General features: G+C 56.0%; 20 protein-coding genes and 2 pseudogenes. 20 read left to right on the top strand and 2 right to left on the bottom strand.

Going from position 1 to position 23252, the window contains the following annotated elements:
• The 3 genes and pseudogenes from ABD76_RS12200 to ABD76_RS12190 form a co-directional block, all read left to right on the top strand.
• Nucleotides 1-516: pseudogene (locus ABD76_RS12200) on the top strand (DNA ligase); the annotation flags it as partial.
• Nucleotides 513-833, top strand: a complete 321-nt coding sequence (locus ABD76_RS12195; RefSeq protein WP_197257204.1) for an EscU/YscU/HrcU family type III secretion system export apparatus switch protein — start codon at nucleotides 513-515, stop codon at nucleotides 831-833. The pseudogene ABD76_RS12200 and the gene ABD76_RS12195, both read left to right, overlap by 4 nt.
• The gene (locus tag ABD76_RS12190; RefSeq protein WP_197257202.1) at nucleotides 826-1260 is read left to right on the top strand and encodes a YraN family protein; all 435 of its coding nucleotides are present in this window, start codon (nucleotides 826-828) and stop codon (nucleotides 1258-1260) included. The genes ABD76_RS12195 and ABD76_RS12190 overlap by 8 nt, the downstream gene beginning before the upstream one ends.
• Before the next feature lie 252 nt (nucleotides 1261-1512).
• Here the strand turns inward: ABD76_RS12190 and ABD76_RS30965 are convergent.
• Nucleotides 1513-1872: pseudogene (locus ABD76_RS30965) on the bottom strand (ISNCY family transposase); the annotation flags it as partial.
• A 324-nt stretch (nucleotides 1873-2196) separates the two neighbouring features.
• Nucleotides 2197-3735, bottom strand: coding sequence for a YifB family Mg chelatase-like AAA ATPase (locus ABD76_RS12185; RefSeq protein ID WP_197257200.1), 1539 nt, complete (start codon nucleotides 3733-3735; stop codon nucleotides 2197-2199).
• Between the two features lie 416 nt (nucleotides 3736-4151).
• On the opposite strand from ABD76_RS12185, the gene sucC reads away from it, so the two are divergent.
• The 17 genes from sucC to ABD76_RS12100 all read left to right on the top strand — a co-directional run bounded on the left by sucC (nucleotide 4152) and on the right by ABD76_RS12100 (nucleotide 23235).
• Complete coding sequence (sucC, locus tag ABD76_RS12180) at nucleotides 4152-5312, top strand: ADP-forming succinate--CoA ligase subunit beta (RefSeq protein WP_197257198.1); 1161 nt, start codon at nucleotides 4152-4154, stop codon at nucleotides 5310-5312.
• 27 nt (nucleotides 5313-5339) lie between these two features.
• Entirely contained in the window at nucleotides 5340-6284 is a 945-nt protein-coding gene (gene sucD, locus ABD76_RS12175) for a succinate--CoA ligase subunit alpha (RefSeq protein WP_197257196.1), read from the top strand.
• Between the two features lie 900 nt (nucleotides 6285-7184).
• Nucleotides 7185-8303, top strand: a complete 1119-nt coding sequence (gene dprA, locus ABD76_RS12170) for a DNA-processing protein DprA (protein ID WP_197257194.1) — start codon at nucleotides 7185-7187, stop codon at nucleotides 8301-8303.
• A 28-nt stretch (nucleotides 8304-8331) separates the two neighbouring features.
• The gene (gene topA, locus ABD76_RS12165; protein WP_197257192.1) at nucleotides 8332-10422 is read left to right on the top strand and encodes a type I DNA topoisomerase; all 2091 of its coding nucleotides are present in this window, start codon (nucleotides 8332-8334) and stop codon (nucleotides 10420-10422) included.
• 42 nt (nucleotides 10423-10464) lie between these two features.
• Complete coding sequence (gene trmFO, locus ABD76_RS12160) at nucleotides 10465-11820, top strand: FADH(2)-oxidizing methylenetetrahydrofolate--tRNA-(uracil(54)-C(5))-methyltransferase TrmFO (protein ID WP_338125104.1); 1356 nt, start codon at nucleotides 10465-10467, stop codon at nucleotides 11818-11820.
• Between the two features lie 117 nt (nucleotides 11821-11937).
• On the top strand, nucleotides 11938-12480 hold the full coding sequence (gene hslV, locus ABD76_RS12155) for an ATP-dependent protease subunit HslV (RefSeq protein WP_197257188.1): 543 nt from the start codon (nucleotides 11938-11940) through the stop codon (nucleotides 12478-12480).
• Nucleotides 12481-12522: 42 nt separating this feature from the next.
• Nucleotides 12523-13920 (top strand): ATP-dependent protease ATPase subunit HslU, encoded by a 1398-nt coding sequence (gene hslU / locus ABD76_RS12150; protein WP_197257186.1) that lies wholly within the window; start codon nucleotides 12523-12525, stop codon nucleotides 13918-13920.
• Nucleotides 13921-14276: 356 nt separating this feature from the next.
• Complete coding sequence (gene flgB / locus ABD76_RS12145; RefSeq protein WP_197257185.1) at nucleotides 14277-14681, top strand: flagellar basal body rod protein FlgB; 405 nt, start codon at nucleotides 14277-14279, stop codon at nucleotides 14679-14681.
• Between the two features lie 9 nt (nucleotides 14682-14690).
• Complete coding sequence (gene flgC, locus ABD76_RS12140; RefSeq protein WP_197257184.1) at nucleotides 14691-15146, top strand: flagellar basal body rod protein FlgC; 456 nt, start codon at nucleotides 14691-14693, stop codon at nucleotides 15144-15146.
• Between the two features lie 51 nt (nucleotides 15147-15197).
• Entirely contained in the window at nucleotides 15198-15515 is a 318-nt protein-coding gene (gene fliE, locus ABD76_RS12135; RefSeq protein WP_197257183.1) for a flagellar hook-basal body complex protein FliE, read from the top strand.
• Between the two features lie 40 nt (nucleotides 15516-15555).
• Nucleotides 15556-17139, top strand: coding sequence for a flagellar basal-body MS-ring/collar protein FliF (gene fliF, locus ABD76_RS12130; RefSeq protein ID WP_197257182.1), 1584 nt, complete (start codon nucleotides 15556-15558; stop codon nucleotides 17137-17139).
• Nucleotides 17140-17144: 5 nt separating this feature from the next.
• Nucleotides 17145-18158 (top strand): flagellar motor switch protein FliG, encoded by a 1014-nt coding sequence (fliG, locus tag ABD76_RS12125; RefSeq protein ID WP_197257181.1) that lies wholly within the window; start codon nucleotides 17145-17147, stop codon nucleotides 18156-18158.
• Nucleotides 18151-18999 (top strand): FliH/SctL family protein, encoded by an 849-nt coding sequence (locus tag ABD76_RS12120; protein WP_197257180.1) that lies wholly within the window; start codon nucleotides 18151-18153, stop codon nucleotides 18997-18999. Before fliG ends, ABD76_RS12120 begins: the two co-directional genes overlap by 8 nt.
• Entirely contained in the window at nucleotides 18989-20317 is a 1329-nt protein-coding gene (gene fliI / locus ABD76_RS12115; RefSeq protein ID WP_206765622.1) for a flagellar protein export ATPase FliI, read from the top strand. Before ABD76_RS12120 ends, fliI begins: the two co-directional genes overlap by 11 nt.
• A gap of 7 nt (nucleotides 20318-20324) precedes the next feature.
• On the top strand, nucleotides 20325-20771 hold the full coding sequence (gene fliJ, locus ABD76_RS12110) for a flagellar export protein FliJ (protein WP_197257179.1): 447 nt from the start codon (nucleotides 20325-20327) through the stop codon (nucleotides 20769-20771).
• 63 nt (nucleotides 20772-20834) lie between these two features.
• Nucleotides 20835-21755, top strand: coding sequence for a MotE family protein (locus ABD76_RS12105; protein ID WP_242069533.1), 921 nt, complete (start codon nucleotides 20835-20837; stop codon nucleotides 21753-21755).
• 43 nt (nucleotides 21756-21798) lie between these two features.
• Nucleotides 21799-23235 carry a flagellar hook-length control protein FliK gene (locus ABD76_RS12100; protein ID WP_197257177.1) on the top strand — a complete coding sequence of 479 codons (1437 nt, stop codon included), beginning with the start codon at nucleotides 21799-21801 and terminating at the stop codon, nucleotides 23233-23235.
• Nucleotides 23236-23252 lie beyond the last annotated feature (17 nt).

Below are 23252 nucleotides of genomic sequence, written 5' to 3'. Positions count from 1 at the left end.
CTCCTCCAGAGCGAGACGCTGCCGCCGGCTGTTCGCGAGGCGGCGCAGCAGCTGGTCCATCAGATTACCGGCCAGCAGCTGCTGTTGACAAGCGATCGGCAAGCGCCGTTCACGCATGTCACCCTGTTCGTGCCGCTCGTGACGCCGGACGGCCAGCAGACGGCCGCCGTCCATATCCAGTCGCGGCAGAGCCGCCGCGGCGAGCTGGAGTCGGACAACTGCCGCCTCTGGTTCGATCTGAACATGAAGGCGCTGGGACGGACGCTCGTCGACGTTCAGGTCGTGGAGCGGGCCGTGGCGCTTCATATTCATCAGGCGAATGAGGGCATCGGCGAATGGCTGGGCGGGTTCCGCGGCGAGGTGGAGGAAGCGATGAACCGGATCGGTTATCAGTTATCGGCGTTCCGCATTTTGCCGATGCCGGAGACGAAGGCGGACGAGCCAAAGAACCGGTCCGGGATTGACATGGACGATTATGCGCTTCAGCCGTACAAAGGGGTAGATATTAAAATATGAAAGACCCGGAAGCAGCATCCCGGACAACCGGGCGCTATCAACGGAAGACGGCTGTCGCGCTGTCCTACAAGCCGGAGAAGCATGAGGCGCCGGTTGTCGTCGCCAAAGGGCAGGGGCAGCTGGCCGAACAAATATTGGAGAAGGCGAAGGAGAGCGGCGTGCCGATCCAGGAGGACGCCTCTTTGGTGGAGGTGCTCTCCAAGCTGGACATCGACCAGCAGATTCCGGCCGAGCTGTATCATCTGGTCGCGGAAGTGCTGACCTTCATCTACCGGACCGATCAACGGGCCGAGAAAGGGTGGAAACGTCATGAATGAGTTCCGCCGCGGCGCGGGGAGCTTCAAGCATGAAAAGAGGACCGGGAAAAAACGGAGCGCCGGCCTCAGCCGGAAGGAGAAGGGGGCGGTCGCGGAACGGCTGGCAGCCGAGCGGCTTCAAGCGCTCGGCTATCGCATTATTCACAGGAACTGGCGCTGCCGCACTGGCGAAATTGACATCGTCGCACGCGACGGCAATTGTTGGGTTTTCGTCGAGGTGCGCAGCCGGTACGGCACTGCCGGGGCGGAGGAGGCGGCCGAAGCCATTGACTGGCGGAAGCAGCACAAGGTTAGAGCCGTGGCCGAAGTGTACGTGAACCGTTACCGGCTCCATGAAGAGGAGATCCGCTTCGACGCTGTCGCGGTTGCCTTGAACGCCGACTCTTCTCTTCCTCCTGACATTACGGTGTTCCGCAATGCATTTTGAAGTTTACTGAGAATGATCTCGTATGTTGCTTGGACAAGTACCGGATCATTTCGCAACGCTTTGGTGGGGAGGCCGGAATTGTAGACGTGACCGATTTAACAGTTTAACCGGAGATGCTGCGTCATCATTAAGCTCTGAATTCGTCAAGCACTGAGTGGGTATTTTATACATGAAAAAAGTGTGTCAATCGTTTGTGAAAATGTCGCTTTAACTGTGCTATGAAAATGTCACTTGTGTGATCAGAGGTCAGCCTTACCAGGTGACCTCTGCATAGCTATTATGCTGTGAATATATTGCATCTTGGAACGAACTGCTTTTTGTGGTACGCTTATTTCTAGTCGTATCATACGTGGTTTTCCACGGATGATTCTGGGCGGGTTTGCGTGGCGACGCAGAACTCGCCTTTTTTGATGCAGCCGGTTTGCGCTGAGGCTTCTGCGTTTCTTTCAGTCCCCAGGGCTGGCCTTGGTGCCACAACAATACTTCCCCGGCTAAAGTCTCTCTCACTTCAACCGTCGTTTTTGCATCCAAACGAAGTGAGGCAGGTTGGGCAAGGGTATAGCACTTACCGTTGTACGAAAGGGTGTTTCCGGTCCCGAGTTGCCGATATTGATGCTCAGGAGAAATCAGGCAAAACCTTTCTAAGTGATGCATTTTCGTTGTTAGCCACACCTACAGCATCGGCGCTGGATTGTAATGCCAGTAGCGAAACATGTTCATGGGTTTCAATACCATACTGTGCAGCTGCAGGTCTTGCAGGGTTTTGGCCTGGTGTGGCGTGTAGTGTCGTTATGCAATTGGTATGCAGTAAATGCGACTAAGCACTTGTGTTCAAAGAGTTTGTCGCCGCTCGCTCCCCTTGAGGGGATGAGAGCGGCGTTTTTTTTCAGCGCCCCACGCGGAATGCGGCATAGAGAGGGAAAGTTGCGTTAGAAGTTACCCCTCCTTGCGCCGATCGAGCGAGCGGTATTGAATCGCTTCCGCGACATGGGAGGCTCCGATCGAATCCTGTTCCTCCAGATCGGCAATCGTCCGCGCAAGCTTCAAGAGCCGATCATGCGCCCGCAGGCTTAGGCCCAATTGATCATAGGCCTGCTGCAGAAGTTGCTCCGCCTCCGGCGATATCACGCAGTGCCGGCGCAGCAGCGAGCCGGAGAGCTCGCTGTTGAAGCGCAGCTTCAAGCCTGTGTAGCGCCGGGCTTGACGCCGGTGAGCCTGAAGCACCATGGAACGCATCTCGGCCGAAGAGAGAGACGGGCCTTTCCATTCCGTGACCGGAGACCGGGGAACCTCGACCTGCATATCGATCCGGTCGAGCAGCGGCCCGGACAATTTGGCCCGGTATTGCGCCAGCCGTACCGGAGTGCAGCGGCAGTCGCCCTCGGAGGATGAGCTGTACCCGCAAGGACACGGGTTCATGGAGGCGGCCAGCATGAAATGGGCGGGGAAACGGTACACCGCCCGCGCCCGTCCGATCGTCACATGCCGATCCTCCAGCGGCTGCCGCAGCACCTCCAAGGCTTGACGGGGGAATTCGGGGAGCTCGTCGAGGAAGAGCACGCCATGATGAGCCAGACTTACCTCGCCCGGCTTCGGAATCGATCCGCCGCCGATGAGACCGGCGGAGGAGATGGAGTGATGCGGCGCCCGGAAGGGGCGATCCCGCATCAGCCCGCCGCCCGCCCGGTTCCATTTGCCGGACACGCTGTACAGCTTCGACACTTCCAATGCCTCGTTGTCGCTGAGCGGCGGCAGGATCGTCGGAAGGCGGCGGATGAGCATCGTCTTCCCGGTGCCCGGAGGCCCCGACAGCATTATATTGTGCATGCCGGCCGCAGCCACGATGAGGGCGCGCTTCGCATGGAGCTGTCCGTAGACATCGGCATAGTCTTCCGCCCGATTGGATATTGCGCATTCTCCCTGTCCCTGGCGCGGCGCGACCGAATCAGTCCCGGCAGACCAAGGAGCGAGATCCTCCAGCCGGAGCAGCTCATGCAGATGCCGCAGCGGATAAATGTCCAGCCCCTCCACGAGAGCCGCTTCCTCCGCATTGTCGCAGGGGACGAGCATCCGCTTGAAGCCCTGCTTGCGCGCTTCGTCGGCCAGAGATAATATGCCGGGAACCGGCCGGGTCGAACCGTCCAACGCAAGCTCCCCGACCAGCAGCATGTCCTGCAGCGGTTCCGCAGGCAGCTGCCCGCTCGTACACAGCAGCCCCGCCGCGATCGCCATATCGAAGGATGTTCCTTCCTTGCGCACGTCGGCCGGCGCAAGATTGACCGTGATTCGCGCAAGCGGGAACTTCCAGCCGCTGTTGCGGACGGCTGCTCGCACCCGCTCGACCGATTCGCGGACGGCCGCATCGGGCAGACCGACGAGATTCACGTTCGGCAAGCCTGGCGAGATGTCGATTTCGACCTGGATAAGCCGGCCGTCGACGCCGCATATCGATGCGCTCCACAATTTCCCATACATGTAAAAACACCTCTCCTTCCTTCATCGTGGCCGCACAGGCCGATGCAGGGGAAAGGTGCTTCCTTATCGTCCCTAAATATATTAATATTATAGGAGTATGACAGCTCCTCCGTCAATGGATATGAGATTCATCTCATTAATAGATGATAATGATATCAAAAAAATGTACTTTCTGCTCGAAATAGAGAGGAAAGCGTTTTAAAAACATGATACAATATTGGAGGACTGTATATATTTTCCGCGGAAGAACGCGTTTTTTTGAAGCGATGGAAGCGGTTCCGCGTTCACGGCCGCGCCAGGAGACGGAGCATGGCAGATTCTGTCTGCAATGGATACGGTCTATCATGCCACCGGCTCCAATGGCTACGCGTCGCTACACGGCCTAAGAGGCTAACGATGGGTTAGGGGGATGCACAATGAATATTCATGAGTACCAAGGCAAGGAAGTATTGAAGCAATACGGCGTTGCGGTTCCGAACGGCAAGGTTGCTTTTACGGCGGATGAAGCCATTGAAGCGGCCAAGGAGCTCGGGACGTCCGTTGTCGTGGTGAAAGCTCAGATTCATGCTGGCGGTCGAGGCAAGGCGGGCGGCGTCAAGATTGCGAAAAACCTGGACGAGGTGCGCGCATACGCGTCGGAACTGCTCGGCAAAGTGTTGGTAACGCATCAGACAGGCCCGGAAGGCAAGGAAATCAAGCGCTTGCTCATCGAGCAAGGCTGTGACATCAAGAAAGAATATTATGTCGGCGTCGTCGTTGATCGCGCAACCGGCCGCGTCGTGATGATGGCTTCGGAGGAAGGCGGCACCGAGATCGAGGAAGTGGCAGCGAAGACTCCGGAGAAAATTTTCAAGGAAGTTATCGACCCGGCTGTCGGCCTGCAAGTGTTCCAGGCGCGCCGCCTCGCCTATGCGATCAACATCCCGGCAGAATTGGTCAACAAAGCGGTCAAATTCATGCTGGCTCTTTATCAGGCATTCGTTGACAAGGATTGCTCCATCGCGGAGATCAATCCGCTGGTCGTGACCGGCGACGGACAAGTGATGGCGCTTGACGCGAAGCTGAACTTCGACTCCAACGCGCTGTTCCGCCATAAGGATATTCAAGAGCTGCGCGATCTCGACGAAGAGGACGAGAAGGAGATTCAAGCGTCCAAATTCGACCTGAGCTACATCGCGCTGGACGGAAATATCGGCTGCATGGTGAACGGGGCCGGACTGGCGATGGCGACGATGGATATTATCAAATATTACGGCGGCGAACCGGCCAACTTCCTTGATGTCGGCGGCGGAGCCACGACAGAGAAGGTAACGGAAGCATTCAAGATCATCTTGTCGGATGACCAAGTAAAAGGAATCTTCGTCAACATCTTCGGCGGCATTATGCGCTGCGACGTCATTGCGAACGGCGTCGTGGAAGCTGCGAAGCAAATCGGACTGGATCGTCCGCTCGTCGTCCGTCTGGAAGGGACGAATGTCGATCTCGGCAAGCGCATCCTGAACGAGTCGGGATTGAACATTGTCGCGGCTGATTCGATGGCGGATGGAGCGCAGAAAATTGTCGCTTTGGTTCAATAATTTTGTCGACGAGGAGATGAATGAGCGATGAGCATCTTAATTAATAAAGATACGAAGGTTATTACGCAAGGGATTACGGGCTCAACGGGAATGTTCCATACGAAGGGAGCCTTGGAATACGGCACTAATATGGTGGGCGGCGTAACGCCGGGCAAAGGCGGAACGAAGATCGACATCGAGCTCGACAACGGGCAGACCGTCTCTCTCCCGATTTTCAATTCGGTGCTCGAAGCGAAGCGCGAGACCGGCGCGACGGTCAGCGTCATTTACGTGCCGCCGGCGTTCGCGGCCGATTCGATTATGGAAGCCGTCGATGCGGATCTTGATCTGGTTATCTGCATCACGGAAGGCATTCCGGTACTCGATATGGTCAAAGTGAAGCGCTATATGGAGGGCAAGCGCACTCGTCTTGTCGGTCCGAACTGTCCGGGCGTCATTACGCCGGGCGAATGCAAGATCGGCATCATGCCGGGCTACATCCATACACCGGGACATGTTGGGGTCGTCTCCCGAAGCGGAACATTGACGTATGAAGCCGTTCATCAATTGACGACTCGCGGCATCGGCCAGTCGACAGCCGTCGGCATCGGCGGAGACCCGGTCAAAGGCTCGGAATTCATCGATGTGCTTCATATGTTCAATGAGGATCCGGATACGTATGCCGTCATCATGATCGGGGAGATCGGCGGCACGGCCGAGGAAGAGGCTGCCGAGTGGATCCAGGCCAATATGAAGAAGCCGGTCGTCGGCTTCATCGGAGGAGCTACCGCGCCTCCGGGCAAGCGGATGGGTCATGCCGGCGCGATAATTTCCGGAGGCAAGGGCACGGCTGGCGAGAAGACGGCCAAGCTGGAAGCTTGCGGCATCAAGGTGGCGCCGACGCCAGCGGAAATGGGCAGCACGCTTGTATCCGTACTGGAAGAACGCGGCCTGCTTGAGCAATGCACGACACAGCCGCAGACCAAAGCTTAAGTCTAACCTAAACCACCTTTACATTTATCCATATATATTGAAGCGATAGGTAAGCAACCTTTCTGTCAGCTCGAATGATTTCGAGCGGGGAAGGTTGCTTTTTTGTTACGACGGAGGATTTCTTGCAAATTTAGCTGCCAAGAGATGAGCGGCAGTACCTAAAAATCCTGCGAAACTGCAGTATTTTCATGTGCGTGACGATGCGGTGAACGCATTCCTGAAAAAATAAAGGAATTTTAGCATCATTTGATAAAATTGAGAACTAATTAGCGAAAAAGATGCACTTATGCAGTAATTTGAGCAAATATAAGGCCAAATGTCGGAAATTGATGTAGATTTGCAGGATTTCAACTCGACGGGGCGCACTGGGCGAATTGGTCCAACTGGACATCATTGTGCGGACTGCTCCAACGGGAAGGACTAGATGAAGTGAGGGGAGTGGGCACCGGCGCGCCCGTGTGACGTTCCCGACGGACTGAACCATGCGAACTGCCTGCCCGGACTTTGCGACTGCCCTTCTTGGACGGACTGAATCAAGTAGAGCGAACTGGGCACCGGCGCGCCCGTGTGATGTTCCCGACGGAGTGAAGCATGCGAATTGCTCTGCCGGACTTTGCGGCTGCATTGAGCGAAGCGCGCGGACGATGCGAAATGGAGGAAATGGAGCGACCTGAGTTGTTTGCACGAATCGGGTAAATGGGCGAACCGGTTACCCCGGACATGCGAGTTCCAGACCCGCGTAGTCAATGCTGGAATTGATCCCAATCAAATTACTTAATAATATCTTTTTAGCCATTTATTGCAAAGAAAGCGTAGTTCATGCTTGCATTCTGATCTTATCTCAAGCAAAATAAGGGAAGCGGACGCATGCTTTCCGGAAAGTGAAGGAGAGTTGCTGATATGGGCAATTGGACGGAACGGGAGCTCGTGTTTGCGTTGCATGAAATCAACGGTATCGGCTGGCATACGATTCGCGCGTTAGGGGAGCGCGTCGGATTCGGCGGATTGGCGGATTGGCTGAACCGTCCGGCAGCGGAGTGGGCAGAATTAGGAATGAAGCCATCGATGGCCAGGAAGCTTGCGGCAGGCTTTCGGGCAGACAAGCTGGAAGAGAGGCTGGAACTGGCTCTGCGTGCCGGGATTGGATGGATTACCCGCTGGGATGAATGCTATCCTCCGCTGCTGCAGGAGATTCCGCAGCCGCCTTGGATATTGTACGGGAAAGGGGATTGGAGCGTGTTGTCCACCGATGCGATTGCCATCGTGGGAACGCGCAATCCTACCGTTTATGGCAAGAAGGTTGCCCTTCAATTGGCCGAGCAGTTGGGATGCGCCGGGTTCCTTATCGTCAGCGGGCTGGCGAGAGGCATCGATGCTTGCAGTCATGAAGGCGCTCTCATCCAGGGACGGACCGCTGCGGTGATGGGCACGGCCTTCGATCGCATCTATCCCTATGAGAATGCGAATTTGGCGAGACGGATCGCCGAGTCCGGCATCGTCATCACGGAGTATCCGCTTGGCACCCCGTCTCATCCCGGCTTGTTCCCCCGGCGCAACCGCATTATTGCCGGCCTGACGCTCGGCACCGTCGTCGTGGAGGCCGCCATGGGCAGCGGCGCGCTGATCACCGCCGATTTTGCGACGGAAACGTTCAGGGAGGTTTTCGTCGTCCCCGGACCCGTTACGTCGCCCAAATCGGCAGGGCCGTTATTTCTTATGAGGAACGGGGCCAGACCGATTGCGCATGCCGAAGATATAATGGAAGAATTGAAGGCGCGGTTGACAACAGTCACTTTGCCGTACAATAATGGAACGGTCGGCCTCACCGAGAGCGAATCGCTCACCGAGGAGGAGCGCCGGATATGCGAATTGATTCGCCTGGAAGGCAGTACATTTGAGGAACTGCTCCTTGCGAGCGGCCTCCCATTTGCGGAGCTGCATCGAATTTTGTTATCCTTACAATTAAAACAGAGAGTTCGGGAGGCCCAGGGAGCCGTATACCATTCGATATGGATATGAAGAGGAGATTGGAGAGGAGGGTGCGCCTATGGCGGATTCATTAGTCATTGTCGAGTCGCCTGCGAAGGCGAAGACAATCGGGAAATATTTAGGCAGCAAATATATCGTCAAAGCGTCTATGGGACATGTGCGTGATTTGCCCAAGAGCCAGATCGGCGTTGAAATAGAGCAAGATTTCGCCCCGAAGTACATCACGATTCGCGGCAAAGGCAGCGTGCTCAAAGAATTGAAAGATGCAAGAAAGAAAGTGAAAAAAGTGTACCTCGCGGCCGACCCCGACCGCGAAGGAGAAGCGATCGCTTGGCATTTGGCGCATGCGCTCGAATTGGATGAGACGGAAGCCTGCCGCGTCGTCTTCAATGAGATTACGAAGCAGGCCGTGAAGGACGCGTTCAAATCGCCGCGTCAAATCAATATGGACCTCGTTCACGCTCAGCAAGCGCGGCGCATTCTCGACCGGCTGGTCGGGTACAAGATCAGCCCTCTTTTGTGGAAGAAGGTGAAGAAAGGGCTGTCAGCAGGGCGGGTGCAGTCGGTATCCGTGAAGCTGATTATTGACCGGGAGAATGAAATCAACGCCTTCATCCCCGAAGAGTACTGGACGATAACCGCCAAGCTTGAAGCGGGCAAGTCCAAGTTCGAAGCCAAGTTCTACGGCATGAATGGCGTGAAGAAGGAGCTGGCGAACGAGGCCGAAGTGAATGAAGTGCTGGCGGCGCTGAAGAAGCAGTCCTTTGTCGTCTCCGAGGTGAAGGAGAAGGAACGGCTTCGCCATCCGTCCGCTCCCTTTACGACGAGCTCGCTGCAGCAGGAAGCGGCACGGAAGCTGAATTTCCGCGCGGCCAAGACGATGTCCGTCGCGCAGCAGCTGTATGAAGGGGTGGACCTGGGCAAGGAAGGCACGGTCGGTCTCATCACCTATATGCGTACAGACTCGACGCGGATATCGCCGACGGCTCAGGAGGAAGCGAAGGAATATATCGGCTCCCAATTCGGAGCGGAATATGTGCCGGAGACGCCGCGGCAATATGTCAAGAAGGCCGCGAATGCGCAGGATGCGCACGAGGCGATTCGCCCCACGTCCGTGATGCGCAGCCCGGAACAGATGAAGCCCTTCCTCAGCCGCGATCAGCATCGCCTCTACAAGCTGATATGGGAACGGTTCGTGGCGAGCCAGATGACGTCCGCCATCATGGATACGATGACGGTCGATCTGCAGGCGGGAGAAGTTACGTTCCGCGCCAACGGCTCGAAGGTGCGCTTTCCCGGGTTCATGAAGGTTTATGTCGAGGGAAATGACGACGGTACGGTCGAGGATGACAAATTGCTTCCTCCGCTCAAGACGGGCGACAAGCTGAAGCAGGAAGCGATCGAACCGAAGCAGCATTTCACCCAGCCCCCGCCGCGGTATACCGAGGCGAGACTGGTGAAGACGCTGGAGGAACTGGGCATCGGCAGACCGAGCACCTATGCGCCGACGCTGGAGACCATCCAGAAGCGCGGCTATGTGGCCATCGAGGAGAAGAAATTCGTTCCGACCGAGCTGGGCGAACTGGTCATTCAGCAGATGGAAGAGTTTTTCCCCGAGATTCTGGATGTGGAGTTCACAGCCCATATGGAGGAAGATCTCGACCACGTGGAAGAAGGCCAGCAGGACTGGGTGAAGGTGCTCAACGATTTCTATGATTCGTTTGAGAAGCGGCTCAAGGTCGCCGAGGAAGAAATGAAGGAAGTCGAGATCGAGGACGAAGTGTCCGATGAAATATGCGAGAAGTGCGGACGCCATTTTGTGTACAAGATGGGCCGCTTCGGCAAGTTCCTGGCCTGCTCCGGATTCCCGGATTGCCGCAACACGCGTCCGATTGTGAAGGATACGGGCGTAGCCTGTCCGAAGTGCAAGGAAGGCAAGCTGGTCGAGCGCCGCAGCAAGAAGGGGCGCGTCTTTTACGGCTGCGACCGTTATCCGGACTGCGATTACGTGATGTGGGACCGGCCATCGGTCAAGCCATGTCCGTCTTGCGGCAGCTTGATGGTCGAGAAGCGGAGCAAGCAAGGAACGAAGCTGCAATGCACGCAGTGCGATCATAATGAAATGCTGCAGGACAACGAGGATGATTAAGCGCGGGCAGGCATAAGATGAACTAAAGGGATACTGCAGCAGGTGCAGGCAACCGAGGGGGATGTAAGACAGATGGATAAGCCAAGAGTAACCGTTATCGGTGCGGGCTTGGCCGGCAGCGAGGCGGCATGGCAGGCTGCGCAGCAGGGAGTTGCGGTTACGCTCTATGAGATGCGGCCGGCGAAGCAGACGCCGGCCCACCATACGGGCCAGTTCGCGGAGCTGGTGTGCAGCAACTCCTTGCGCGCGAACGGGCTAAGCAACGCGGTTGGCGTATTAAAGGAAGAGATGCGCCTTATGAATTCGCTTATTATGCAAGCGGCGGATAAGCATGCGGTTCCGGCCGGAGGCGCGCTCGCGGTCGACCGGGACGGATTTTCCGGGGAGATTACGCGGCGGCTGAGCGAGCATCCGCTCGTCGAGGTCCGCCATGAGGAAGTGACGGAGATTCCGCAGGACGGCATTACCGTCATCGCTACCGGGCCGTTGACGTCGCCGGCCTTGTCGGACCAGATTAAGGCGCTGATGGATGAGGAATACTTCTATTTTTACGATGCGGCCGCGCCGATCGTGGAGAAGGATTCCATCGACATGAGCAAGGTGTTCCTGGCTTCCCGCTATGACAAGGGAGAAGCGGCGTATTTGAACTGCCCGATGAACGAGGAAGAGTTCAATGCGTTCTACGAGGCGCTTGTTACGGCCGAGACGGCGGAATTGAAGGAGTTCGAGAAAGAGATTTATTTCGAAGGCTGCATGCCGATCGAGGTCATGATGCGCCGCGGGAAGCAGACAGCGCTGTTCGGGCCGATGAAGCCCGTCGGGTTGACGGATCCGCGCACCGGCAAGACGCCGTATGCGGTCATCCAGCTTCGCCAGGACAACGCCGCGGGCACGCTCTATAATATGGTAGGGTTCCAGACCCATCTCAAATGGGGCGAGCAGAAGCGGGTGTTCCGGATGATTCCGGGGCTGGAGAATGCGGAATTCGTCCGCTATGGCGTCATGCACCGCAACACCTTCATCAATTCGCCAAAGCTGCTGGAAGCGACCTATCAATTCAAGGGGCGCCCGTCGCTCTTTTTCGCAGGACAGATGACCGGGGTCGAGGGCTATGTCGAATCGGCCGCTTCGGGACTGCTGGCCGGCTTGAACGCGGCTCGTTACGCCAAAGGGATCGAACCGGTCCTGCTTCCGGAGGATACGGCGCTCGGAAGCATGGCGCGTTATATTACGACCGCCGATTTCAAGCATTTCCAGCCGATGAACGCCAATTTTGGCCTCTTCCCGCCGCTTGGGCAGCGGATCCGCAACAAAAAAGAGAAGAACGAAGCGCTGGCCCATCGCGCTCTCCATTCTTTGAAGGCGTACCGGGACGAAGCGGGTCTGTTCAACACATAACAGCTTGTGCAGCGGAAAGGAAGCGGCTCGCCACGGATCGGTGCCGTTTCCTTTTCATTTTTATTTATTGATTCTTTAGTCCTAGCCGATGAATAATAGACAGGAGGTTGAGCTTCGGTGGAATATCAATTTCATGCCACGACCATCTGCGCGGTAAGACATAACGGGCAGGCCGCCATTGCGGGAGACGGTCAAGTAACCTTTGGGAACAACATGATTATGAAGCAGCATGCGCGCAAGGTGCGGCGGCTGTATCGCGGCCAGGTGCTGGCGGGATTCGCCGGATCGGTCGCGGATGCGATTACGCTGTTCGAGAAGTTCGAAGGCAAGCTGGAGGAGCATCATGGCAACCTGCAGCGGGCGGCTGTCGAGTTGGCGAAGGATTGGCGCCAGGATAAGGTGCTTCGCAAGCTGGAGGCGCTGATGATTGTAATGGATGCGCAGCATGTGCTGCTTATTTCGGGCGGCGGAGAAATCATCGAGCCGGATGACGAAGTGATCGCCATCGGATCGGGCGGATCGTTCGCGCTGGCGGCGGCCCGCGCCCTCAAGCGGCATTCGCCGCATCTGTCCGCGCGTGAAATGGCTGAAGCCGCCCTGCATATTGCGGCGGAAATTTGCGTCTTTACGAATGATAATCTCGTTGTCGAAGAGCTGTAACGGCATAACAGGGAGCAACCAAGATACGGGTGGAGGGATAAGATGAACCAACAAGCATGGACACCGCGGCAGATTGTCACGGAATTGGATAAGTATATCGTCGGACAGAAAATGGCCAAACGGGCCGTCGCTGTCGCGCTTCGCAACCGCTACCGGCGCAGCCTGCTGGATGAGTCGATCCAGGATGAGATCGTCCCGAAAAATATTCTCATGATCGGACCGACGGGCGTCGGGAAGACCGAGATTGCCCGCCGTCTGGCGAAGCTCGTCAATGCTCCGTTCGTGAAGGTGGAAGCGACCAAGTTCACGGAAGTGGGCTATGTCGGCCGCGATGTCGAATCGATGGTCCGCGATCTGGTGGAGACCGCGATTCGCATGGTGAAGCTGGAGCGCACCGAGAAGGTCAAGGATAAGGCGGAAGAGATGGCGAATGAGCGAATCGTGGAAATATTGGCCCCAAGCTCCAAGGAAAGCAAAGCCCAGCGCAATCCGTTCGAGATGCTCTTCGGCCAAAACCAGTCACATGCCCAGCAGGCGGAGAAGGAACCGGAGCCCGGATTGCAGGAGAAGCGGAGAAAGGTGCGGTTCGATCTGCTGTCAGGCAATTTGGAGAATGACATCATCGAAATCGATGTCGAAGACGCGGCGCCGAACATGCTCGATTTCCTGTCCGGGCCGGGCAATGAACAGATGGGCATGAATATGCAGGAAATGTTCGGCAGCCTCATTCCGAAGCGGATGAAGAAGCGCAAGCTCACGATCAAGGAAGCCAGGAAGGTGCTGACGCAGGAAGAGGCCGCCAAGCTGATCGACATGGATGACGTCATTCAGGAATCGATTCGCCGGGCCGAGCAGTCGGGCATCATCTTTATCGATGAGATTGACAAGATTGCCTCCAGCGGGCGCGGATCCGGGCCTGACGTGTCCCGTGAGGGCGTTCAGCGCGATATTTTGCCGATTGTGGAGGGTTCCACCATCATGACCAAGTACGGGCCCGTGAAGACGGACTACGTGCTCTTCATCGCTGCAGGGGCGTTCCATATCGCGAAGCCGTCCGATCTCATTCCCGAGCTGCAGGGGCGTTTCCCGATTCGTGTCGAATTAACCAGCTTGTCGCTCAATGATTTTGTCTCGATCCTGACAGAACCGAAGAATGCCATTACGAAGCAGTATGTCGAATTGTTGAAGACGGAAAATATCCAGATCGAGTTCACCGATGAAGCGATCCGGGAAATTGCCCGGATTGCGGCCGATGTCAATCAAAACACCGAAAATATCGGGGCCCGGCGCCTTCATACCATTATGGAGAAGCTGCTGGAGGATCTGTCGTTCGAGGCGCCGGAGCTGACGCTTGATCAATTCCGGATTACGCCCGAATATGTGCGGGAGAAGCTGTCCGATATCGCGCAAAATCGGGATCTAAGTCAATATATCCTATAAAAATCATGCGAAATTTCCCCTTTTTGGGACTGCAGCCAACGAGGGGATCCATTCGACAAAGTATTTGAAAAAAGCCCTGACTTTTAGTCCAAAGATAGGGCTTTTTTCTTATTGTGTTATAACCCAAAGTTTAAGATGATAAGTATGGCGTTAATTATCTTCTTCTGTCAAAAAATGATGATTACTCAACATTTTTATTGAATAATCAGCTAGATTTATTGGATTATGGAAATCCCCTCCCATAGTTCGACACGATCATGCAAAAGAACTAAGTTTTTTGTCGAAAGAGAAGGAGAAACGTCGTAAGCAGAGAATATGTGATCATATGAATTTTTAACTAATCAGGAGGGATGATTGTGAACTTGTTGAGCGGCGTACATATGCAGCGGCTGGAGGGCGCGATGCAAGCTTCCACGGCTCGACAGAATGTGATCAACGCGAACGTGGCGAATGTCGATACGCCGTACTATAAACGCTCCGAAGTGCAGTTCGAGTCGCTGCTTCGTGATCAGATGACCGGCGGAACTCTTGTCGGTCGCCGCACTGATCCGCGGCATTTCTATATCGGACCTTCGAACGGGGTGCCGGCTCCGCAGATCGTCCAGGATGAGAGCACGGCGATGGGGAACAACCGCAACAATGTCGACATTGACCGGGAAATGGCGCTTCAGGCCGAGAATCAATTGAAATATTATACGCTTATTCAACAGTTGAACCATAACATCAACATGCTTCGAACCGGTATGGATGTAAGGAGGTAGCGATAACGTATGAATATTTCTAACAGCTTCAGCATCAGTTCGTCCGGACTTACGGCCCAGCGCCTGAGAATGGACGTCATCTCCTCGAATATCGCGAATATGGAATCGACGCGCGCGCAATACATCAACGGGAAGTTCGTTCCGTATACACGCAAGGTCGTCGTCATGTCGCCGATGGAGTCTTCCTTCCAGCAGTCCTTGCAACAAGCGATGCAGGGTCAGGGTAATGCCAAGGGAGTCAAGGTGGCCCAGATTAAGGAAGATACCTCAACACCGTATAAAATCGTCTACAATCCGTCTCATCCGGATGCGGACGAACAAGGAAATGTCTACATGCCGAATGTCGACATCATGAAGGAAATGGTCGACATGATCTCTGCCACCCGCTCTTATGAAGCGAACGTAACGGCGCTGAATGCGTCCAAATCCATGATTATGAAGGCATTGGAGATTGGCAAAGGCTAGACCAAGCCTGCTTGCTAACAAGAGCCGTTCATTGCCACAGGGGGAAAACAAATGATACAAAATACGATGATTCCATTGAGCATGACATCTCCGGCGACATTGCCGGCGGCGATATCTCCAACGACAAAAGCCGACACACCGGCCGAAGTAACCCAAAGATTCAGCCATTTTCTTGCGAATGCACTTCAGCAAGTTGATGCACAAGAGAAGCAAGTCCATGAAATGAGCGACAAGTTTATCCTGGGCGAAGTTGATGTCGATCAGCTTCAAATTGCCTCCGAACGTGCGCTGCTCAGCCTGCAATTGACGACGCAAATACGCAACAAGGTCATCGAAGCGTATCAAGATATTATGCGCATGCAAATATAACAGCGGTAGTGTCTTACATCGTTCTGGAGGGTGACGTGAAGTGAATGAAACCATCGGCCGGTATCGGGAACGAATAACCCAATACTGGAATCAATTCAGTAAAAAGCAGAAAATTCTTCTGCTGTCCACAATCGCATTTGTAATATTGGCTGTTGTCATTTTAACGGCACAGCTGACAAAGACAGAGTATGAGCTTGCTTTTGAAAATCTTAACGCCAATGATGCCGCCGGCATCATTGAATATTTGAATTCGAACCGCATCCCGTACGAGCTCAGCGGCGACGGCACCAAAATATCCGTTCCCAGCGCCTCGGCGGCAAAAGTTAAGGTCGACATCGGAGCCCAAGGCATCGTCAAGAACGGTTCGATTGGCTTCGAGTCGTTCGGCGCCGACGGGTTGATGGGCGGAATGACGGACAACGTGTTCGATGTCCGCTACAAGAACGCCCTGAACGGCGAAATCGAAAGATTGCTGCGTCTTATGAACGGTGTTCAAGATGCCAAGGCCATCATTAATCTCCCGAAGGAGACGGTCTTCGCAACACCGGAGCAGGAACAGGCGTCGGCTTCTATTGTGTTGAAATTTAAGCCTGGATATCAGCCGAATCAGGCGGCGGTTGACGGATACTTCAATCTGGTCAAGACCGCGGTTCCCAACTTGGCGATTGACGATATCACCATCTCGAGCGATGAAGGTCCCATGTTCGCTTCCGACTCGCAAGGCGGCGCGTCCAAGAGCATCTTCGGCGAGGTGGATGAGCAGCTCAAAATTCAGCGCAAGTATGAGAATGATATCCGCATGAAAATACAAGAATTCCTCGGCGCCTATGTGCCGGCGGACAAAGTAAGCGTGCTGGTGTCCGCGAAGCTGAATTTCGATAAAGTTCAAAAACAGGAAGATCTTGTCACTCCGGTCAATACGGAAGAGATGAAAGGGATCGAAATCAGCGTCCAGGAGCTGCAGGAATCCTACAGCGGCAAAGGCTCGCAAACCGGCGGCGTCGCAGGCGTCGGAGACGGCGAAGTGCCGAACTACCCTTCCGCTTCGGGAAGCGGAGATTCGACGTCCGAGAAAAGCCAACGGACGATCAATTATGATGTGAACCGCATCAAAAATCTGATCGAGTCCAGTCCGTATGCCGTGACAGATCTGACCATACACGCAGCGGTTGACGCAAACAATATGGAGCCTGCCCAAATCGATGCGATTGAAAAGGTGCTCCGTTCGATCGTCGCTGCGCAGTTAAAAGATTCAGGTGCTACATATACAGACGAAGAATTGACACAAAAAGTTTCAGTTATGACCCAAAATGGTGCTAAAGATGGGGGAACAGCCACTGCCAGCACGGTTCCGAACTGGGTATGGTATGGCGCGGGTGCGCTTGCATTACTAGTTGTCGTAGGCGGAATTGCCTATGCGATCGTTCGCCGCCGCAGACGGGCGGAAGAAGTATATACCGACGAGCTGTCTCCGCTGCCTACTCATGTTGAGCTTCCATCCATTGATTTAGAGAATCTGACGGGCGAGCATCAGGTGCGCAAGCAATTGGAAATGCTGGCGAAGAAAAAGCCGGAAGAGTTTGTGAAATTGCTGCGTACATGGCTTGTTGACGAATCGAGGTGAGCAACGTGACAAAAGGAAGCGGAGCATTGACCGGCAGACAGAAAGCGGCGATTTTGCTCATCACGCTCGGACCTGAGGTATCAGCCCAAATCTTTAAGCACTTGCGGGATGAGGAAATCGAACAATTAACGTTGGAAATTGCGAATGTGCGCAAGGTGGATGCGGCGGAAAAAGAGTCGGTCATGAGCGAATTTCACCAAATCTGCCTGGCGCAGGAGTACATATCCCAGGGCGGCATCAGCTACGCCAAGGAGATTCTCGAGAAGGCGTTGGGCTCGCAGAAGGCGGTCGATATCATTAACCGCCTGACCGCTACGCTGCAGGTCAGACCGTTCGACTTCGCGCGCAAGGCGGAAGCGTCGCAGATCTTCAACTTTATTCAGAATGAAAATGCCCAAACGATCGCTCTGGTGCTATCTTACCTGCAGACAGAGCAGGCATCGACGATCCTGTCTTCCCTTCCGCAGGAGAAGCAGGCGGAGGTGGCGCGCAGAGTCGCTCTGATGGACAGCACGTCCCCGGAAGTGATCAGCCAGGTCGAGCGCGTGCTGGAGCAGAAGCTGTCGTCGACCGTGACGCAGGACTATACAAGCGCGGGCGGCATCGAGTCCGTCGTCAAGATTTTGAACGGGGTCGACCGCGGTACCGAACGCACGATTCTGGATTCCCTGGAGATTCAGGATCCGGAACTGGCGGAAGAAATCAAGAAGAGAATGTTCGTATTCGAAGATATCGTCAATATCGACAACCGTTCTATCCAACGCATCATACGGGATATTGACAATGCCGACTTGCAGCTTGCGCTCAAAGTGGCAAGCGAGGAAGTACGCGAAGCGATCTTCCGCAACATGTCCAAGCGGATGGCCGATACGTTCAAGGAAGAAATGGAGTTTATGGGACCGGTTCGGCTGCGCGACGTGGAAGAGGCGCAGACGCGGATCGTGTCGACGATACGCCGCTTAGAAGAGTCGGGTGAGATTATCATCGCACGCGGCGGAGGAGATGATATCGTTGTCTAATGTCATCAAATCGACTCAATATGTTCCGCTGGAGCAGATGAGATTGATTGAAGCGGTTCGGCGTCACCAGCAGCAGCGGAGCGAGGAGGAGGCTGCGGCAGCGCCGGAGCCATTGACCAAAGAAACCCTGCTCAACCGGGATGAACAGCTCGCCGAACTGAGACAGTCGATTCTCGATGATGCGCGGTCGTTCGCCGAGGAGCATCTGCGGCAGGCGACCGAAGAAGCGGAGCGGTTGAAGGAAGAAGCGCAGAGCCAGATCGATGCCTGGTGGGAAGAACGGCGCCTGCAGGACGAGCAGATAATCGAATCTACCCGGCGCGAGAGCTATGAGACCGGCTATCAGGAAGGCATGGCGCGCGCGGAGCAGGAGATCAAGGAAGCGTACGAACGCAAAATCGCGGAAGCCGAGGCGGTGCTCCGCCAAGCCTATCAGGCGAAGGAGCAGTTAATCCAGGAGGCGGAGCCGTTCGTTGTCTCTCTTAGCTGCGCGGTGGCGGAGAAGATTATTCAGAAGCAGCTCTCCGTCGAGCCGGAGATCGTGCTGGAACTGGCGCGCAAGACGCTGTCCCGGAAGCGGGAAAGCGGAACGATCACGCTGTGTGTCTCGCCCGAGCAATTCGCCTATGTGCATGCGGCGAGGGAGGAGCTCAATTTGGCCGTCGATTCGCAGGCAGAACTGCAAATTATACCGGACTCCAGCGTGAACGACGGAGGCTGCGTCGTCCGCTCCGCGCTCGGCAGCATCGATGCGCGGATTGACACGCAGTTGACGGAGATCAAAAAAGCGCTGATGCAGGTAGCGGTGCAGCATGAGGAGCAGAGTGGCCATGACGCATGAGGTGAAATGGAACGCCGAGAAATATGTCGACTATTTGTCCCAGATCGACCCGGTCCGCGTCAATGGCAAAGTAACGCAGGTCATAGGGCTTACGGTGGAGTCGGAAGGGCCTGACGCGAGCGTAGGAGAAGTCTGCTATATTTACCCGACCAAGGGGAGCAAGCCGCTGATGGCGGAAGTTGTCGGATTCCGCGACAACAAGGTGCTCTTGATGCCGCTCGGCGAGCTGCAGGCGATAGGTCCGGGCTGCGATGTCGTGGGCACCGGGAAACCGTTGACCGTTCCGGTCGGATCGGAGCTGCTCGGCAAAGTGCTGGACGGACTGGGGCAGCCGCTCGACGGCTCCTTCCTCCCGACGAGGATGTCCAGCTATTCCACGACTGCCGTTCCGTCCAACCCGCTGGCCCGGCCGCGGGTGCTGGATCCGATTGGCGTCGGCGTGCGGGCGATCGACGGCCTGTTGACGATTGGCAACGGACAGCGCGTCGGAATATTTGCCGGTTCCGGGGTAGGCAAGAGCACGCTGCTCGGCATGATCGCGCGCAATACGGCCGCCGATGTGAACGTGATTGCGCTCATCGGCGAACGCGGGCGCGAAGTGCTCGAGTTCATCGAGCGAGATCTCGGCCCGGAAGGACTGGCCCGGTCGGTCGTTGTCGTCGCGACTTCGGATCAGCCGGCGCTGGTCCGCATCAAGGGCGCGCTGATCGCGACCACGATAGCGGAATATTTCCGGGACCGCGGCATGAACGTAATGCTGATGATGGATTCGGTGACCCGCTACGCGATGGCGATGCGTGAAGTCGGACTGGCGATCGGCGAGCCTCCTGCGACCCGGGGATATACGCCTTCCGTCTTCGCCAGCCTGCCGAAGCTGCTGGAACGCTCCGGGACAGGCCCGGCCGGATCGATTACCGCCTTCTATACGGTGCTCGTCGACGGCGACGACATGAACGAGCCGATTGCCGATGCCGTGCGCGGGATTTTGGACGGCCATATCGTCCTGAACCGGAATATCGCGAACAAGGGGCATTTCCCCGCGATCGACATTTTGGCCAGCGTGAGCCGGGTGATGAAGGATATCGTGCCCCGCGAACACCAATTGGCAGCGGAGCAGTTGAAGCGGCTTCTCGCCGTGTACCGTGAATCTGAGGATTTGATTAATATCGGCGCATATCAGCGGGGAAGCAACCCCGCCATAGACGAAGCACTGGAATTTATAGATGACATTCATGCCTTTACGAAGCAGAGAATCGATGAGAGTGCTCCATACAACGAGACGATTGAACGATTATTAATGCAATTTCCAGGAGGTTGAGTGACCGGTGCGTGGCTTTCAATACGCTTTGCAAAAAGTGCTTGACTTGAAGACCAACGAGAAAAAGCAGGCGGAATGGATATTGTCCGAAGCCGTGGGCGACCTGATGACGAAGGAGAGCCAGCTTCAGCAGTGCACGGCAGATCTGCGGCAAGCTCGCGAAGAGCTCCAGCGTCAGGTGGATGCTCGCGCCTCCGCCTCCAGCCTTCAGGCCTGGCAGCAATATATCGCCTACATGGAATCGCAGGTTGACTTGGCGAATGAGCAGGTCAGCGCCGCGGAAGCCAACGTGCAGAACAAGCAGGGCGAGCTGGCCGTGCGGATGACCGACGAAAAAGTGTGGACCAAAGCCAGGGAAAAGGCGGAAGCGCAGTTCAGACAACGGCTTGCTGCATGGGAACAGAATGAATTGGACGAACTGGCGACCGTCCGCTACCATATGGCGGCCCGCTAGAACACAGGTCAGGCGCGGCAGTTCGGTCCCGCCGCTTCAGCAGGAGGGATGAGAGTGGCAGAGATGAATCAGGAATCAGTAGAAAAGGAAAGTGGATATTCGGGCTTTGAACGGTTTTTGTTCTTTGCGACCCCAATTTTGTTTACGATCATTTTGTTAGCCGTGCTGCTTACGCTGTTCAATGCGAACTGGCGCAACCAAATGACAGCCTTGGCGGAAAATATCCCGATCGTAAATCAATGGATTTCTTCCGATAAGGATAAAGCCGAGGGCAAGGAATACGGCAAAGAGAAGAAGGAGAACAAAAACAATCAAAAGGAACAGGAAGAGCAGATAGCCGAACTGAAGGCGCTGTTGGCTTCCAAGGACGCCGACCTCCGCAATCTGGCCGATGCGCGCAAAAAGCTTGAAGAGCAGGTTGCGACTTTGAACAAGGAAATCAAGAATTTGCGGGCCGAACGGCGCGAGGAGCAGTTGACGGAAGAGCAGTATGCGCAGCAGGTGAAGGATCTCGCCAATCTGTATGCCAAGATGATGCCAAGCAAATCGGCCCCGATTCTGGAGAACTTGGCGACGGAGGAGCTCGTTCTTGTGCTGGATGCGATGAAGCAGGAAGACCGCGCGAAGATCTTGGAAAAGATGAACCCGAAGGTAGCCGCTGACGCGTCGATCCGGCTCAAGGATGTGAAGCCGGCGGACAATCTGGAGGTCCGTGCGCTGCAGGCGCGGCTCAAAAAGAATGAGGCGACGAAGGAAGCGCACAATGGCCTTGATCGGACGCAGCTCAGCCAGACCTTCTCCAGCATGACGCCGAAGAGCGCGGCCAGCATTTTGCTCGAAACGGCGAAAATCAGTCCGGAGAAGGCGCTGAATGTGTTGAATACGGTCGATGATGCGACCCGATCCCGCTTGCTGAATGCGATGACGGAGGAAGACAAGGCAGCGACGGCGAAGCTCGTCTCGAAGCTGCTTCCAACCAAATGATCAAGATCGTTCAAATAAAACAGCTTGAAAGGAGGTGAAAAAAATGGCAGGAACAATTATGAATATTTCGGCCGGCAGCGCAGCCCCGGTCATGGGCGGCACGCAAGCCAAGGCTGGAGCGGCTGACGGCGGAGCCGGATTCTGGACCGTGCTCTCGCAATGCATGGATACATCGGGCGAGGCGCCTGCATGGGCGGGCGGCTTGGCATCGCTGTTAACCTTGGGCGAAGGCATGGGCAATATGCCGGCCTTGCCGGAGGAAGCGGCCGAGGCTGTTGAAGCATTGCTTCAGCCTCTGCTTGATTCGCTGCAATCGGCCGACGATGAATTGGAGAGCAATCCGGAACTGTTCGCCGCGCTGCAGCAATGGGTTTTGCAAGCCCAGCAGTGGCTGAACGAACAGCAGCCGAATGCGGAGCATTCCGATGCAGCGGCCCAGAGTTCGAACGTTCTGATCGAGCAGCCGTCCACGATTACGATCGCGGTGCGCGATGTGCTCGCTCAACTGGCGGGTCAGTTGGAAGCGAAGCAAGCGAATGCCCCTGTGCTGGCTCAGCTTGCCGGGAACGGACAAGCGGCGGCCGCGATGGAAACGGCGGTTGCCATGCAGAGCCAGACGCAGGCAGGCGCCGAGCGGCAGGCGCAAGGCGCAGGATCGGAGCTTCCCCATGCGGCAGCAAGCGCCAAAGGGGAACTGGCGCAGCCAGCCGAGGCGCTGCGGTGGATCGCGCGGCTCGCTGACATGCTGAAGCAGGAAGGCGCGGCCAACGGCCCGGCGGCTGCGGCATCCGCGAATGCGGGGCGGGCAGCAGCGGCGCAAGCCCAGCCCGTGACGCAGGCGGGTATCGTGCCGGCGGCAACGGCCGGAGCGAAGCCGGCGGCGGAAACGGCGAGCGGGCCAGACCATGCGCAGCCGGAGCCGCAGATCGGACAAGTCATGCAGGCAGGCCAGTGGGCGCTTCGCCAGGAAGGCCTTAACTCGACGAAGACGCTGCCCGTCATCCATGCGGACCGCTTCGCGGATGAAATGGCCGGCTTCATGGTGAAGCAGCTAAGATTCAGCCGGATCGGCACGATGTCGGAAGCGAAGATTTCCTTGTATCCGGAGCATCTGGGACAGGTAGAGATTCGACTGACGATTCAGAACGGCCAATTGACGGCCCGCTTCTTGACGGAGCATCTGATGGCGAAGGATATGCTGGAGCAGCAAATGTCCATGCTGCGCGGCGCACTGCAATCGCAAGGAATTCAAGTGGAGAAGATCGAAGTATCCCAGCAATCGTCGAATGCGCTGAATTCTTCTCTGTTCCAGGAGGAGCGGAGACAGCAGGATACCCACCGTCAGCAATCGTCGGAACGGGGATCGAAGCAGGGCAAGCCGCTGACTTTGGATGAGCTTGCCGGGGCTTTGGAGACCGAGGAGGAGCTGCGGGCAGCGCAGCTGCTTGGCGGGAATTCCACCTTCAGCGCAAGCGTGTAACGTGTAAGTAATGGTAG

This window comes from Paenibacillus dendritiformis (assembly GCF_015845845.1).
In the GTDB taxonomy this organism is placed as follows: domain Bacteria; phylum Bacillota; class Bacilli; order Paenibacillales; family Paenibacillaceae; genus Paenibacillus_B; species Paenibacillus_B dendritiformis_C.
Note: the sequence above shows the minus strand (reverse complement) of the source record. Positions and strands in the feature narration are given on the sequence as shown.